Annotated in this window: 13 protein-coding genes; 7 read left to right on the forward strand and 6 right to left on the reverse strand. The window is 67.4% G+C overall.

Annotated elements, in window-relative coordinates; translation table 11 throughout:
* Positions 1–11 precede the first annotated feature (11 nt).
* On the forward strand, positions 12–359 hold the full coding sequence (locus tag SKC41_RS10900; protein ID WP_330977644.1) for a VOC family protein: 348 nt from the start codon (positions 12–14) through the stop codon (positions 357–359).
* On the opposite strand, the gene SKC41_RS10905 is transcribed toward SKC41_RS10900, so the two are convergent.
* Entirely contained in the window at positions 353–979 is a 627-nt protein-coding gene (locus tag SKC41_RS10905) for a TetR/AcrR family transcriptional regulator (protein ID WP_330977645.1), read from the reverse strand. The genes SKC41_RS10900 and SKC41_RS10905 overlap by 7 nt on opposite strands.
* Positions 980–1029: 50 nt before the next feature.
* On the opposite strand from SKC41_RS10905, the gene SKC41_RS10910 reads away from it, so the two are divergent.
* Positions 1030–2100: a phosphotransferase gene (locus SKC41_RS10910; protein WP_330978834.1), complete on the forward strand. Its 1071-nt coding sequence runs from the start codon at positions 1030–1032 to the stop codon at positions 2098–2100.
* Positions 2101–2102: 2 nt separating this feature from the next.
* Here the strand turns inward: SKC41_RS10910 and SKC41_RS10915 are convergent, their stop codons facing one another.
* Positions 2103–2501: a nuclear transport factor 2 family protein gene (locus tag SKC41_RS10915; protein ID WP_330977646.1), complete on the reverse strand. Its 399-nt coding sequence runs from the start codon at positions 2499–2501 to the stop codon at positions 2103–2105.
* A gap of 125 nt (positions 2502–2626) precedes the next feature.
* On the opposite strand from SKC41_RS10915, the gene SKC41_RS10920 reads away from it, so the two are divergent.
* Together SKC41_RS10920 and purL are read left to right on the forward strand one after the other, a co-directional pair.
* Positions 2627–3415: a helix-turn-helix domain-containing protein gene (locus tag SKC41_RS10920; RefSeq protein WP_330977647.1), complete on the forward strand. Its 789-nt coding sequence runs from the start codon at positions 2627–2629 to the stop codon at positions 3413–3415.
* A 50-nt stretch (positions 3416–3465) separates the two neighbouring features.
* The gene (purL, locus tag SKC41_RS10925; RefSeq protein WP_330978835.1) at positions 3466–5751 is read left to right on the forward strand and encodes a phosphoribosylformylglycinamidine synthase subunit PurL; all 2286 of its coding nucleotides are present in this window, start codon (positions 3466–3468) and stop codon (positions 5749–5751) included.
* A gap of 6 nt (positions 5752–5757) precedes the next feature.
* On the opposite strand, the gene SKC41_RS10930 is transcribed toward purL, so the two are convergent.
* The gene (locus SKC41_RS10930) at positions 5758–7065 is read right to left on the reverse strand and encodes an HAD family hydrolase (protein WP_330977648.1); all 1308 of its coding nucleotides are present in this window, start codon (positions 7063–7065) and stop codon (positions 5758–5760) included.
* Positions 7066–7098: 33 nt separating this feature from the next.
* A complete protein-coding gene (locus SKC41_RS10935; protein ID WP_330977649.1) occupies positions 7099–8313 on the reverse strand; it encodes an MCE family protein in 1215 nt (404 codons plus the stop codon).
* Between the two features lie 19 nt (positions 8314–8332).
* On the opposite strand from SKC41_RS10935, the gene SKC41_RS10940 reads away from it, so the two are divergent.
* From SKC41_RS10940 to purM, 3 genes are all read left to right on the forward strand, one after another.
* Complete coding sequence (locus SKC41_RS10940) at positions 8333–8722, forward strand: sterol carrier family protein (protein ID WP_330977650.1); 390 nt, start codon at positions 8333–8335, stop codon at positions 8720–8722.
* Between the two features lie 136 nt (positions 8723–8858).
* On the forward strand, positions 8859–10394 hold the full coding sequence (purF, locus tag SKC41_RS10945; protein ID WP_090606853.1) for an amidophosphoribosyltransferase: 1536 nt from the start codon (positions 8859–8861) through the stop codon (positions 10392–10394).
* A 71-nt stretch (positions 10395–10465) separates the two neighbouring features.
* Entirely contained in the window at positions 10466–11560 is a 1095-nt protein-coding gene (gene purM / locus SKC41_RS10950; protein WP_330977651.1) for a phosphoribosylformylglycinamidine cyclo-ligase, read from the forward strand.
* A 78-nt stretch (positions 11561–11638) separates the two neighbouring features.
* Here the strand turns inward: purM and SKC41_RS10955 are convergent, their stop codons facing one another.
* Both SKC41_RS10955 and ygfZ read right to left on the reverse strand, forming a co-directional pair.
* Positions 11639–11818: a DUF3073 domain-containing protein gene (locus tag SKC41_RS10955; RefSeq protein ID WP_330977652.1), complete on the reverse strand. Its 180-nt coding sequence runs from the start codon at positions 11816–11818 to the stop codon at positions 11639–11641.
* A 147-nt stretch (positions 11819–11965) separates the two neighbouring features.
* Positions 11966–13057, reverse strand: a complete 1092-nt coding sequence (ygfZ, locus tag SKC41_RS10960) for a CAF17-like 4Fe-4S cluster assembly/insertion protein YgfZ (protein ID WP_330977653.1) — start codon at positions 13055–13057, stop codon at positions 11966–11968.
* Between the last annotated feature and the right edge of the window lie 156 nt (positions 13058–13213).

Below are 13213 nucleotides of genomic sequence, written 5' to 3' on the forward strand. Positions count from 1 at the left end.
AGTCGACCGGTATGACGCTCAAAGTGGAGATGGTCACGTTCGACTGCGGCGATGCCGCGAAGCTGGCCGGTTGGTGGGCGGACCAGTTCGGTGGCACCACACAGGAATTGATCCCCGGTGAATTCATCGCGGTGATGCGGCCGGAGGGGCCGCGGTTGGGATTTCAGAACGTGCCTGATCCCACGCCCGGAAAGAATCGCCTGCATCTCGATTTCGCCGCCGAGGACGTCGACGGTGAGGTGTCGCGACTGACGGCCGCCGGAGCCACCGAGGTGGGCCGGCACCAGTTCAGCGAGAACTTTCGCTGGGTGGTGCTGACCGACCCGGAAGGCAACGCGTTCTGCGTAGCGGGTCAGTGATTCGAAACGCCGTCGAATAGCGCGTCGACGAGCCCACCGAGCCCACCGAATCCGGCGCCCGCGGTCGGCCGGGTGAGCGCGTGGAAGAGCAGCGTGCCGACCAATGCTTGCGCGACGGCGTCGATGCCCGCGCCGGCGCGGAGTTCTCCGTCGTCGACGGCTTGGCGCAGGCGCGTCGTCAACCCGGCGAGCTGCGGGGCGCTCAATTGTCGGTAGAGATCCTCGCCGTCGCCCGGGCGCGCGGCAGCCGCGGCAACCAGAGCCCGCACCAAGGCGGCATTCGACGGCTCGGCCAAGAACTCGGCATGCTCGGTCAGCCAGGTTTGCAGGTCGGCACGGATGTCGCCGGTCTCGGCGACCGGGAATGACCCCGATCCGCCGTAAGCCTCCAGGACCGCTTCGGCGACCATCGGCGCCTTCGATGGCCATCGCCGGTACACGGTCTTTTTCCCGACGCCCGCGCGTGCCGCGACGCTTTCCATCGACAGCTCGGCGTAGCTGCCGGCGGTGAGCAGTTCACGGGTGGCGTCGAGGATCGCGTGATCCAGCCGGGCATCACGCGGTCGACCTACCCGCTCGGTCGGCGGTGGCGGCGCGGCGCCGGCTTGGGCTACCTTCATTCACACAGCATAGGAAACGACACGTGTCGTTTCTACGAAAGGACTCGCCGGTGAGTGCCATGTCGTTGTCGGTGCCGAAAACCTGGGACGAAGTCACGCCCGAATGGATGTCGGCGGCACTGGCCGCGGACTTCCCCGGTGCGGACGTGGACACCGTTTCCGTTGAGCTCCGCGACGACGGCACCAATCGACGCGCCCGGTTGGGCGTCACCTATCGCTGCGGTGCGGGTCCGGCGACCGTCTTCGTCAAGGCCGCCGATCCTGCCCACAAAGCACTGATCCGGTTGACCAGCGGCATGTTTCATGAGCCACGGCTGTTCACCTGCGGGGTGGATCTGCCGCTCGAGCATCCGGCCGTCTACACCGCGCTGATCGACGAGGCCGACTACGACTTCGTGCTGGTGATGGAAGATCTGCGCGCCCGGGGCGCCGATCCCCGCGACGGCAGCCGGCCGATGACCGTCGAGCAGGTCGCCACCGGCGTGCGCGGCCTGGCCCGCATGCACGCCAAGTACTGGGGACAACGGCTGCGCCGCGAGCCGGCGCTGGACTGGCTCGAGCCCTTCGTGACGTGGGAGGGCATGCAAGCGGCACCGTTACCCGTCGCACTGGAAAGTCTCGGCGCAGACGCACCCGCCGAGGTCATGTCGTTGACCATCGACGAGCTGATCGAGTCCATCTGGAAGCCCTACATCAGAACACTGACCACCTCGCCGCAAACCCTGCTGCACGGCGACCCCCACATCGGCAACACCTACCTGCTGCCCAGCGGAGAGGTCGGCTTCCTGGACTGGCAGGTGGCCAGGCGCGGCAACTGGTCGCTGGATCTCGGCTACTTCCTGCAGGGCGCGCTGACCGTCGAGGACCGCCGGCGCAGCGAGCGCGCCCTCCTACAGGAGTACCGGGACGCGCTCGCTTTGCCGATCGACGAAATGCCCAGTGCCGCAGAGATCTGGTTGCGCTACCGGGCATCGGTTGCGCACGGTCTGACCCTGTGGCTGGTGACCGCCAGCGCCGGGGAGTGGCAACGCACCGACGTCTCGGTCCCACTGGCGCAACGGTATTCGTTCGCCTATGCCGACCTCGACACCGCGTCGGCGCTCGCTGAGATCGCGGGCTGACTTCAGCCCCGCCCCACGAACAGCGGGTCGTAACGGATCACGTTCTCCACGACCAGGCCGTCGCGAGTGCGCACCCGGTCGAGACCGCGGATCTGGAACGGGCCGTCCGGGCCGGTGCCCCGGCCGATGTAATGCAAGAACACCAGCTCTTCGCCTGCGGCGGAGCCGGCGACCGTCGCGCTGTCGACGACTTGGAGCTGCAAATCCGGTGCGGCATCGAGTATTTCGGCGATCTTCGCCGTGTATGCCGCGACCCCGCGGACCGGCTCCGCGTCGCCCGGCCAGTAGCCGACGATGTCGTCGGCCAAAATGTCCATCCCGCGCGACATGTCGGGGGCGGCCCAAAAAGCCGCGAACATTTCGGCGCTGAACTTGGGCGCAGCGGATGCGATGTCGGTCATGATTCCCTCCGGGGGTAGACGCTCCGAGTGAGCGCGTTGCAAGCAAGCGTGTTCCGGCGCGGTGCGCCAACACAATTACCTGTGAGGTCATCGCCTCGGGTACGCGTGGTGGCTACCGTGAGTGCGTGAGTAACGCGCCGGTCGGTGTTCTGTTGCGCGAATGGCGCACGCGGCGGCGGGTCAGCCAGCTTGACCTGTCGTTGAGCGTGGGTGTGTCGGCGCGACATCTGAGCTTCATCGAGACCGGGCGCTCGCGTCCGAGCCCGGAGATGGTGCTGTCGCTGGCCGAGGGTCTCGACATTCCGTTGCGGGAGCGCAACGCGCTGCTGCTGGCCGCCGGGTTCGCCCCGCGCTATCGGTCGCGCCCACTCGACGACGCCGCCCTGTCCCCGGCTCGCGATGCGATCCAGCGGCTCCTCGATGCGCACGACCCCTACCCCGGCGTGGTCATCGATCGGTGCTGGAACATCGTGGGGGCCAATGCCGCCGCGTCCGCGTTGACCGCCGGCCTGCCCGAGGAACTACTCGGCCCGCCGAGCAACGTCTACCGGCTGTGCCTGCATCCCGACGGCCTAGCCGGGCGGACGCTGAATTTCGGAGAGTGGGCGGGCTACCTGCTGTACCAGCTGCAGCGGACGATCGCTTTGACCGGCGACCCGGCGTTGCAGGCGCTGCGCGCCGAAGTGCGCGGATACCCCGGCGTCGCGACGAACGCAAAACCATGGGGCACGCCAGCCGACGGCGCGTCGCTGCTCGTTCCGCTGGTGCTCGATGCCGGCGCCGGTCAACGGCTGTCGATGTTCACCACGCTGACGACGTTCGGCACTCCGCTCGACGTCACACTCGCCGAATTGGCCGTTGAATTGTTCTATCCGGCCGACGCCGAAAGCGCCCGCCTGCTGCGCGGCGACTAGCTCTTTAGACTGTGGGCGTGACTGTCTCCCCAGCGGGCGCTCGTACTCACGTGGTCGACACCGTCGAACATGCAGCCGCCACCCCCGACCAGCCGCAGCCCTTCGGTGAGTTGGGTCTTAAAGACGGCGAGTACCAGCGGATTCGCGAGATCCTGGGCCGCCGTCCCACCGACACCGAGCTGGCGATGTACTCGGTGATGTGGAGCGAGCACTGCTCGTATAAGTCGTCCAAGGTCCACCTGCGCTACTTCGGGGAGACCACCACCGAGGAAATGCGCGCGGGCATGCTGGCCGGCATCGGTGAGAACGCCGGTGTGGTCGACATCGGCGACGGGTGGGCCGTCACGTTCAAGGTCGAGTCGCACAACCACCCGTCCTACGTGGAGCCGTATCAGGGCGCGGCCACCGGTGTGGGCGGCATCGTGCGCGACATCATGGCCATGGGTGCCCGTCCGGTCGCCGTGATGGATCAGCTGCGGTTCGGCGCCGCCGACGCGCCCGATACCCGCCGCGTGCTCGACGGCGTGGTCCGCGGGATCGGCGGCTACGGCAACTCGCTGGGCCTGCCCAACATCGGCGGCGAGACCGTCTTCGACGCGTCGTATGCGGGCAACCCGTTGGTGAACGCGTTGTGCGTCGGGGTGCTGCGCAAGGAGGACCTGCACCTGGCTTTCGCCTCGGGAACCGGCAACAAGATCATCCTGTTCGGTGCGCGCACCGGCCTGGACGGGATCGGCGGCGTGTCCGTGCTGGCGTCGGAGACCTTCGGCGGCGACGAGGGCGGCACCACCGGCAACAAGAACAGAAAGAAACTGCCCTCGGTGCAGGTCGGCGACCCGTTCACCGAGAAAGTGCTCATCGAGTGCTGCCTGGAGCTGTACGCGGCCGGGTTGGTGATCGGCATTCAGGACCTCGGCGGTGCCGGATTATCTTGTGCGACTTCAGAACTCGCATCTGCCGGCGACGGCGGGATGCGCGTCGAGCTGGAGACCGTGCCGTTGCGGGCGGCCAACATGACGCCCGCCGAGATCCTCTCCAGCGAGTCGCAGGAGCGGATGTGCGCCGTGGTCGCTCCAGAGAACGTCGAGGCTTTCCTGGCGGTGTGCCGCAAGTGGGAGGTGCTGGCGACGGTCATCGGTGAGGTCACCGACGGCGACCGGTTGCGCATCACCTGGCATGGCGAGACCGTCGTCGACGTGCCGCCGCGCACGGTGGCGCATCAAGGGCCGGTATACGAACGCCCGGTGGCCCGCCCCGAATCCCAGGACGCGTTGAACGCCGACACTTCGGCCGGCCTGCCCCGGCCCACGTCCGGTGCCGAACTGCGCGCGACTTTGCTTGCGCTGCTGGGCAGTCCGCACCTGTGCAGCCGGGCATTCATCACCGAGCAGTACGACCGCTATGTGCGCGGCAACACCGTGCTAGCCGAGCACGCCGACGGTGGGGTGCTGCGCATCGACGAGTCCACCGGCCGCGGCATCGCGCTGTCGACCGACGCCTCCGGGCGCTACACCAAGCTGGATCCCTACACCGGAGCCCAGCTGGCGCTGGCCGAGGCCTACCGCAATGTCGCGGTCACCGGGGCCGTCCCGGTCGCGGTGACCAACTGCCTCAACTTCGGCTCACCCGAAGATCCCGGGGTGATGTGGCAGTTCTCGCAGGCGGTCCGGGGGCTCGCCGATGGCTGTGTGGCCCTGGGGATTCCAGTGACCGGCGGCAACGTCAGCTTCTACAACCAGACCGGCTCGGTCGCGATCCTGCCCACCCCGGTGGTAGGGGTGCTGGGCGTGATCGACGATGTCGATCGGCGCATCCCGACGGCCCTGGGCACCGACCCGGGCGAATCCCTGCTGCTGCTCGGTGATACCCGCGACGAGTTCGACGGGTCGATCTGGGCCCAGGTGACCGGCGACCATCTCGGTGGTTTGCCGCCGACGGTCGACCTGCAGCGAGAGAAGCTGCTGGCCGAGGTGCTCAGCGCCGCGTCACGCGACGGATTGGTGACCGCGGCCCATGACCTGTCCGAGGGCGGCTTGGCCCAGGCCATCGTGGAATCGGCTCTGGCGGGTGAAACCGGTTGCCGCATAGTACTTCCCGAGGGCAGCGATCCGTTCGTGACATTGTTCTCCGAGTCGGCGGGACGGATACTCGTGGCGGTGCCGCGCACCGAGGAGAGCCGGTTTCGCTCCATGTGCGAGGCGCGCGGACTTCCCGCCGTCCGCATCGGCGTCGTCGACCAGGACTCGGATGCGGTGGAATTTCAAGGCCTGTTCACGGTGTCACTGGCCGAACTGCGCGCGACGTCCGAAGCGGTACTGCCGCGATTCTTCGGCTGAGCCGAGCTATCCCGCGTGCACGCGGTCCTGCTGGTCGGCCACGGTGCTGCCATCGGGCCGCAGCAACGGCGCATGGCCGCCGTCGGGAGCGTCGAAACCCTGTGTCGCACAAGGGTAGGGCGGGCTCACGCCCAACGGGTTGGCGAACATCGGGTTGACCAGCCATCGCCCGTCGAGATTGGCATAGGCCCGGCACATCAACTCGATCTGGTTGCGATTGATCACCAGGCGCAGCGCGGTCGCGTCCGCGGTGAAGGTGGCGTCTCCGTCGGAGTCGCCCGCCCCGAACACCTGGCGCCGGTCCTCGGGCAGTTGGTCGAACGCCGCCGGCCCCTGGACGCCGAACACCTGCTCGTTGACCCGGCAGCGTTTGCCCTCGTTGAACGGAATCGAGGTCTCCCCGCCACAGGACGCCAACCGCGCGGTGAGCAGATCACCGTCGTGCTCGGTGCGGGTGCCCATCACCCGGTCAGCGGAGATTCCGAGCTCCGCGGCCCACACCCGCACCACGGGCTCCGGCGAGGCGGAGATGATTCGCACATCAAATCCGTTGGCCTGCAAGGTCGCTACCAGATCCCGCATTTGAGCGTAGTAGCGAACCCACCCAACCCGGCGGGTACTGCCGACCTGCTGTTCGGTGCCCTCGGGTGCGTCCAGGTTCTCCTTGCGAGCCGCTTCGGCGAATCCGCTGACCTCGGCGTCGGTCCAGCCGGCGAGCAGTTGTACCGCCCAGGCGGCGGCGGGAGCCATGCGCCGATGGTTGTATCCATCGAAAGCCGCTGCCCCCGTTCGTATTTGGCGTTCGCTGTATACCGAGACCAGTTCGTCAGCGCATCCGGGGCTGGTTCCCGTCGGCAACGGCTGGCCCGGAGGTGCCAGCGCGCCACACGCGGAAGCCAGCGCCGCCGTCGCGGCAGCGGTGAGATACGAGCTTGTGGTGGTCCAATTTCCGTCGACGGGTTGGCGCACCTTGGAATTGCGCACCATCCAGAAGAAGGTCGCGTCGCCGATGTCGTTCTTCACCATCGTGCCGTCCCAGTCGAACAACGCCAGCGCGGGACCGTCCGTCTCGGGTTCCAGCTTGCCGCAAGTGCCGAGGTGACTGACCATATCGTTGAGCCGGTCTCGGTTGTCGCCATACCAGCCGGGATCGGCGGCCAGCATGCGGCAGCCGTTGTCGCTGGCGTCACCTTCGCGGTGGTCGCCGGAGTCGCCACAGCCCGACAACGACAGCGTTGCCGCGGTGATCGCCAACACCGTGAGTCGACGAGCGACGGCCGCCGCCCGGTGAGCAGCCAAGCGTGCGATGGTCATCGCCTCTCTTCTGGGGGTTCATCAGGGGTTTCTTCAGGGGTTGATGGTGTTGTCGCCTAGTTGGCGACCCCACACGTACTCCACGGCAATTGGTGAACCGACCTCAAAGTGGTTGTACGGGGCCACGCTCGCGCCGGTGTCCATGACGAGCATGGGAGCGGGCCACAGTTCGCGGGTAATCGACTGCCAGCATCCCGGCCGTCCGCCGGGCCCGCCCCGGGCGTTGGTCCGCGGCAGGTTCTCCGGGTAGGTGTACGGATTCGGCGCTCCCGCGATCGAGCCCGACGAGTGGGCGCCCAGCGCGTAGCCGTTGTCGCCGAGCGCGACGTGGAGCTTGGGTGCGACTTGGTTGAAATTGCGTATGGTGCAGAAGATTTCGGGGCTGTACTCGTCCAGTAGTTGGGCGGTGGGAACGAGATCGGCCGCGCCGCGTGCCAGATACGGTCCACTTCGGCCGAACACGTCGGCGCCGTTGTTGCCCAATCCCGCGGCCGCCAGCAACGCCGCATCCAGATCTCCCTGCTGCCGGTTGAGTGTTCGCGCCGTGCTCACCGCGTGCTCGAGCGCATCCCACAAGTCCGGCGCGGCATCGGCGTACGTGTCGCCCAGCGCCGCCAGCCGCGCAATGTCGAAGTGGATCATCGGCATTTGAGGGTTCAGGTCGTCGAGGATCGCGTTGCCGTTGAGCAACGATGCGCCGAATTTTTCGCCCAGCCCGGCCAGCGCCTGCGCCGTCGCGGACAGCGTCAGGTTCACCTTGACCGGATCGATCTTCTCGGTGATCGAGGTCAGCGTCTCGAAGACGGTGTTGAACTCGGTCGTCACCGTTGTCGCGTCAATCACCATTGAAGGTGCAATCGGTTGTGGCGCGGGGTTCTTCGGTGAACTCAGCGCAACGTATTTGTTGCCGAACACCGTGCTCGCCTTCACTTCGGCCGCCACGTTGGCCGGAATCATGTTGACGTACTTCGGAATCACGTCCAGTACCACCTTGGCAGCCGGCTTGCCGCGCTCGGTGATCTCGGAAATCCCGGCCACCCGGCCGATCTCGACGCCGTTGTAGGTGACCTTGGAGCCGGGATCCATCACCAAACCCGCGCGGGCGACCACCATCGTCAACTTCGTCTTCGGGGTGAAGTCTCCGCGAAACTGCGAGTACAGGACCAACCCGAGGAGCCCCATGACCACGATCGTCACGAGGCCGACGGTTTTATAGGGGGGCGGCGGCCGGGAACGACGACGCTCCATGATTCTGAGACCCTAGGGTATGGCCGCCCGCGATGCTGCCGATCCGGCCAAGACACGTCAGGTCCTGATGACCGTCGCGGACTGGCTGCGCGACCAAACCCGCCCGGCACCCGATCGCGCCACCCTGGCGACCGCGGTCCGGCTCACCGCGCGCACCCTGGCCGCGCTGGCGCCCGGCGCCAGCGTCGAGGTCCGGATCCCGCCGTTCGTCGCCGTGCAGTGCGTGGCGGGGCCGAAACACACCCGCGGCACGCCGCCCAACGTCGTCGAGACCGATCCGCGGACCTGGCTGCTGCTGGCCACCGGGATGTTGACGCTCGCCGACGCAAAAGCGAACGGATTGTTAACGCTCTCGGGCTCGCGGGCGGGTGAAATTGACCACTGGTTGCCCCTGTTCGAGGTGGCCTGAATATAACTCTGAACTGCAGGTTTAGGGTGACACGCCGCGAACTTTCGTGCACAACACGCCCAACAGATTCGTCCGCTGGGCTTACGTGCCCGTAAACTCCGAAGCGTCACTACCCCTCGCTAGGGAGCCGCCCACCGTGACCGTCGCTGGATCAGATGAGTCCGAGCAGGACCTGAACTCGCCCCGCGAAGAGTGCGGTGTATTCGGGGTTTGGGCCCCGGGCGAGGAAGTTGCCAAACTCACCTACTACGGCCTCTACGCGCTGCAGCATCGCGGTCAGGAAGCCGCCGGTATCGCCGTCGCCGATGGATCTCAGGTACTGGTCTTCAAAGACCTCGGCCTGGTCAGCCAGGTATTCGACGAGCAGACGCTGGCGGCCATGCAGGGCCACGTCGCGATCGGGCACTGCCGCTACTCCACCACGGGCGATACCACCTGGGAAAACGCGCAGCCGGTGTTCCGCAACACCGCGGCCGGTACCGGGGTTGCCTTGGGTCACAACGGGAATCTGGTCAACACCGCTGAACTGGCCGCCCGTGCGCGCGACGCCGGGCTGATCGCCAAGCGTTGCCCGGCCCCGGCGACGACGGACTCCGACATCCTGGGCGCGCTACTCGCCCACGGCGCGGCCGACTCCACCCTGGAACAGGCGGCGCTGGAACTGCTGCCGACCGTGCGCGGGGCCTTCTGCCTGACGTTCATGGACGAGAACACGCTGTATGCCGGCCGCGATCCCCATGGGGTGCGGCCGCTCTCGCTCGGACGCCTGGACCGCGGCTGGGTGGTGGCCTCCGAAACGGCGGCGCTCGACATCGTCGGTGCCTCGTTCGTCCGCGACATCGAGCCGGGTGAGTTGCTGGCCATCGACGCGGACGGGGTGCGGTCCACCCGCTTCGCCAACCCCACCCCCAAGGGTTGCGTCTTCGAATACGTCTACCTGGCCCGGCCGGACAGCACGATCGGCGGTCGCTCGGTGCACGGCGCGCGGGTGGAGATCGGCCGCCGGCTGGCGCGTGAACGCCCGGTGGACGCCGACCTGGTGATCGGTGTGCCGGAATCGGGCACCCCGGCCGCGGTGGGATACGCGCAGGAGTCCGGCATTCCCTACGGGCAGGGTCTGATGAAGAACGCCTACGTCGGGCGGACATTCATTCAGCCGTCCCAGACCATCCGCCAGTTGGGCATCCGGCTGAAGCTCAACCCGCTCAAAGAGGTGATCCGCGGCAAGCGGCTCATCGTCGTCGACGACTCGATCGTGCGGGGTAACACTCAGCGTGCGTTGTTGCGCATGCTGCGCGAGGCCGGCGCCGTCGAGGTACACGTGCGGATTGCCTCGCCTCCGGTGAAGTGGCCGTGCTTCTACGGCATCGACTTCCCGTCGCCGGCCGAATTGATCGCCAACGCTGTCGAGGACGAGGAAGAGATGCTCGAGGCGGTGCGGCACGCGATCGGGGCCGACACGCTGGGTTACATCTCGCTGCGCGGCATGGTCGCCGCGACCGAGCAGCCGGCCTCCCGGCTGTGCACCGCCTGCTTCGACGGCAAGTATCCGATCGAGCTGCCCAGCGAGACCGCGCTGGGCAAGAACGTCATCGAGCACATGCTCGCCAACGCGGCGCGCGGTGCGGAGCTCGGCGATGTTGCGGCCGACGAGGTTCCCGTCAACCACTGACGGAATTCACACCGGATCCTTCAAAGACGTTTGATACCGGCGCGAAGCGCCTACCGGTAGCCTTTATCGCGATGACGGATCCCGGAAAAAGCCCCGGAGAAGAACCGGGCAGCCAGGGCATTACTTACGCATCGGCCGGGGTGGACATCGAAGCCGGTGACCGCGCGGTCGACCTGTTCAAGCCGCTGGCTGCGAAAGCCACCAGGCCCGAGGTGCTCGGCGGGCTGGGCGGATTCGCCGGATTGTTCGCGCTGCGTGGTGACTACCGCGAGCCGGTGCTCGCGGCCTCCAGTGATGGCGTCGGCACCAAGCTGGCGGTCGCGCAGGCGATGGACAAGCACGACACCGTCGGCCTCGACCTGGTGGCCATGGTGGTCGACGACCTCGTTGTGTGCGGCGCCGAGCCACTGTTCCTGCAGGATTACATCGCCGTCGGCCGCACGGTGCCCGAACGAGTGGCAGCGATCGTCGGCGGTATTGCCGAGGGATGCGTGCGGGCCGGATGCGCGCTGCTGGGCGGCGAGACCGCCGAACACCCCGGCTTGATGGAACCCGACCACTACGACATCTCGGCCACCGGCGTCGGCGTCGTCGAAGCCGACGACATCCTGGGGCCGGACCGGGTCAAGCCCGGCGACGTCATCATCGCGATGGGGTCCTCCGGGCTGCATTCCAACGGGTATTCCCTGGCGCGCAGCGTCCTGCTCGAGATCGACCGGATGAACCTGGCCGGCTACGTCGAAGAGTTTGGCCGCACGCTGGGTGAAGAGTTGCTGGAGCCCACCAGGATCTACGCCAAGGACTGCCTGGCGCTGGCCGCCGAAACCCATGTGCGCACGTTCTGCCATGTCACCGGTGGTGGACTGGCGGGCAACCTGCAGCGCGTGATCCCGCACGGGTTGACCGCCGAGGTCGACCGTGGCACCTGGACGCCCGCGCCGGTGTTCGCGATGATCGCCCAGCGCGGCCGCATCGTCCGCGAAGAGATGGAAAAGACCTTCAACATGGGCGTCGGCATGATCGCCGTCGTCGCACCCGAAGACACCGACCGCGCCCTGGCGATTTTGACCGCACGCCATCTGGGCTGCTGGGTGTTGGGGACCATCTGCAAAGGCGGAAAAGAAGGTCCGCGCGCGAAACTCGTTGGGCAGCACCCGCGGTTTTAGGGGTTTGCGCCTACTGGGAACAACCCGACTGGGAACAACACTGTGCCGATGCACGCGGCATCGGCACGGGGGCAAGCTTTATCGGCGCCAGTCTTCTTCGCGATCCCAAAATTCGTCGGCGCCATCCAGTTCGCCGGATTCGTCCGCACCGGTACCCGCCAGCTCGCGCTGAAGCCGATCGAAGTCGGTCTGCGGGGAGCTGTATTTAAGTTCTCGAGCAACCTTGGTCTGCTTTGCCTTAGCCCGGCCGCGGCCCATGGGGGAACCCCCTCGCGCAATAACGGAGCGGCCTAACAAGTAGGCGGCTCCGATCTCTTGGTGTCGTTATTGTCCTACCAACAGCTTACCGTGCCTCGCGGATGAGCGTCGGTGCCCCCTGCCCGCCGTGTTGGACTTCAACGGACATTATCTCGTCCCGCCCCGCAACCGCTCGACGGCAAGCCGTCCCGCGCCGATCTGTTCGCTCGCCGGCAGCGAATCGGCGTCGATGGCCGCCGCCACAGCGCCCGCCGGGCCGGTCGCCAGTTCGGTGTCGGCGGGTATCCCGCGCTTGAGCAACGCCAGCGCGATCGGGCCCAGATCCACGTGATCGACGACGGTGCCCAGCCGTCCCACCGCACGCCCGCCCGCGAGCACCGCGTCGCCGGTCGACGGCCGGTCCACCGAGCCGTCGAGGTGCAACAGCACCAGCATCCGGGGCGGTTTGCCCAGGTTGTGGACTCGGGCGACGGTTTCTTGCCCCCGATAGCAGCCCTTGTCCAGATGGACCGCCCCCGCGCCGGGTCCACCGATCCAGCGCACCTCGTGCGGAATCGTGCGTTCGTCGGTGTCCAGGCCGAGGCGCGGGCGCACGGCCGCGACCCGATGGGCCTCGTAGGCCCATACCCCGGCCGGACGCACGCCGGCCTGCGCGAAGCGGCTTTGCCAGCCGGCCGAGTCACCCCGCGGCACCAACAGGTCGAGTTCGATTTGGCCGGCCGAAGCGGGCATCCGCCGCACAAAGCCACCGCCGGCGAGCGGAACGGCGACCAGGTCGTCGGGCAGGGCGTTAAGGCCGAGCACGTCGAGCACCGCGCCGTCGCGCAACCGGGGGCCGATCAGTGACAACACCGCCATGTCGGCCGCCGCCGGGGTGACGTCCGACCAGAACACCATCTTGCTCAGGTAACCCAGCAACGGTTCGCCGCGCCACGGTTCGGTGTCGAGGTAGGTGACGCCGCCAAGCTCGGTCTGCATCCAGTGGTCCTCGACCCGGCCCTGCCCGTCCAGGCTGAGATTCTGCGTGCTGGCCCCGTCGGCAAGTTCGCTGACGTGCTGGGTCGAGATGTTGTGCAGCCAGCTCTGCCGGTCCGCGCCGGTCAGGGTGAGCACCGCGCGGTGCGAGCGGTCCACCAGCACCGCGTCGGTTTCGGCCGCGCGCTGCTCGCTGAGTGGATCGCCGTAGTGCCAGATCGCGCCGGCGTCGGGCCCGGAATCGGGGGCGGGTACTGCCGTCATGTGCGCTGCTCCTTTCCCCCGCAAGCGGGAGGTACCCCCACATCGCTCTTTTGCTCTGCATCGTCGCTAGCGCAGGTCACACGTCAACTCTACGGATCTGGGCGCGCCCGGCTGCAGCCTGCACGTCGGCGGCTAGGCTCAATCGGCATGGCAGCC

The organism is Mycobacterium sp. 050128 (assembly GCF_036409155.1).
Classification (GTDB): Bacteria; Actinomycetota; Actinomycetes; order Mycobacteriales; family Mycobacteriaceae; genus Mycobacterium.

Coding starts and splice junctions, on each gene's coding strand:
- SKC41_RS10900 (WP_330977644.1), top strand. CDS start 12: ATGACGCTCAAAGTGGAGATGGTCACGTTCGACTGCGGCGATGCCGCG.
- SKC41_RS10905 (WP_330977645.1), bottom strand. CDS start 979: ATGAAGGTAGCCCAAGCCGGCGCCGCGCCGCCACCGCCGACCGAGCGG.
- SKC41_RS10915 (WP_330977646.1), bottom strand. CDS start 2,501: ATGACCGACATCGCATCCGCTGCGCCCAAGTTCAGCGCCGAAATGTTC.
- SKC41_RS10930 (WP_330977648.1), bottom strand. CDS start 7,065: ATGACCATCGCACGCTTGGCTGCTCACCGGGCGGCGGCCGTCGCTCGT.
- SKC41_RS10935 (WP_330977649.1), bottom strand. CDS start 8,313: ATGGAGCGTCGTCGTTCCCGGCCGCCGCCCCCCTATAAAACCGTCGGC.
- SKC41_RS10940 (WP_330977650.1), top strand. CDS start 8,333: ATGGCCGCCCGCGATGCTGCCGATCCGGCCAAGACACGTCAGGTCCTG.
- purM (WP_330977651.1), top strand. CDS start 10,466: ATGACGGATCCCGGAAAAAGCCCCGGAGAAGAACCGGGCAGCCAGGGC.
- SKC41_RS10955 (WP_330977652.1), bottom strand. CDS start 11,818: ATGGGCCGCGGCCGGGCTAAGGCAAAGCAGACCAAGGTTGCTCGAGAA.
- ygfZ (WP_330977653.1), bottom strand. CDS start 13,057: ATGACGGCAGTACCCGCCCCCGATTCCGGGCCCGACGCCGGCGCGATC.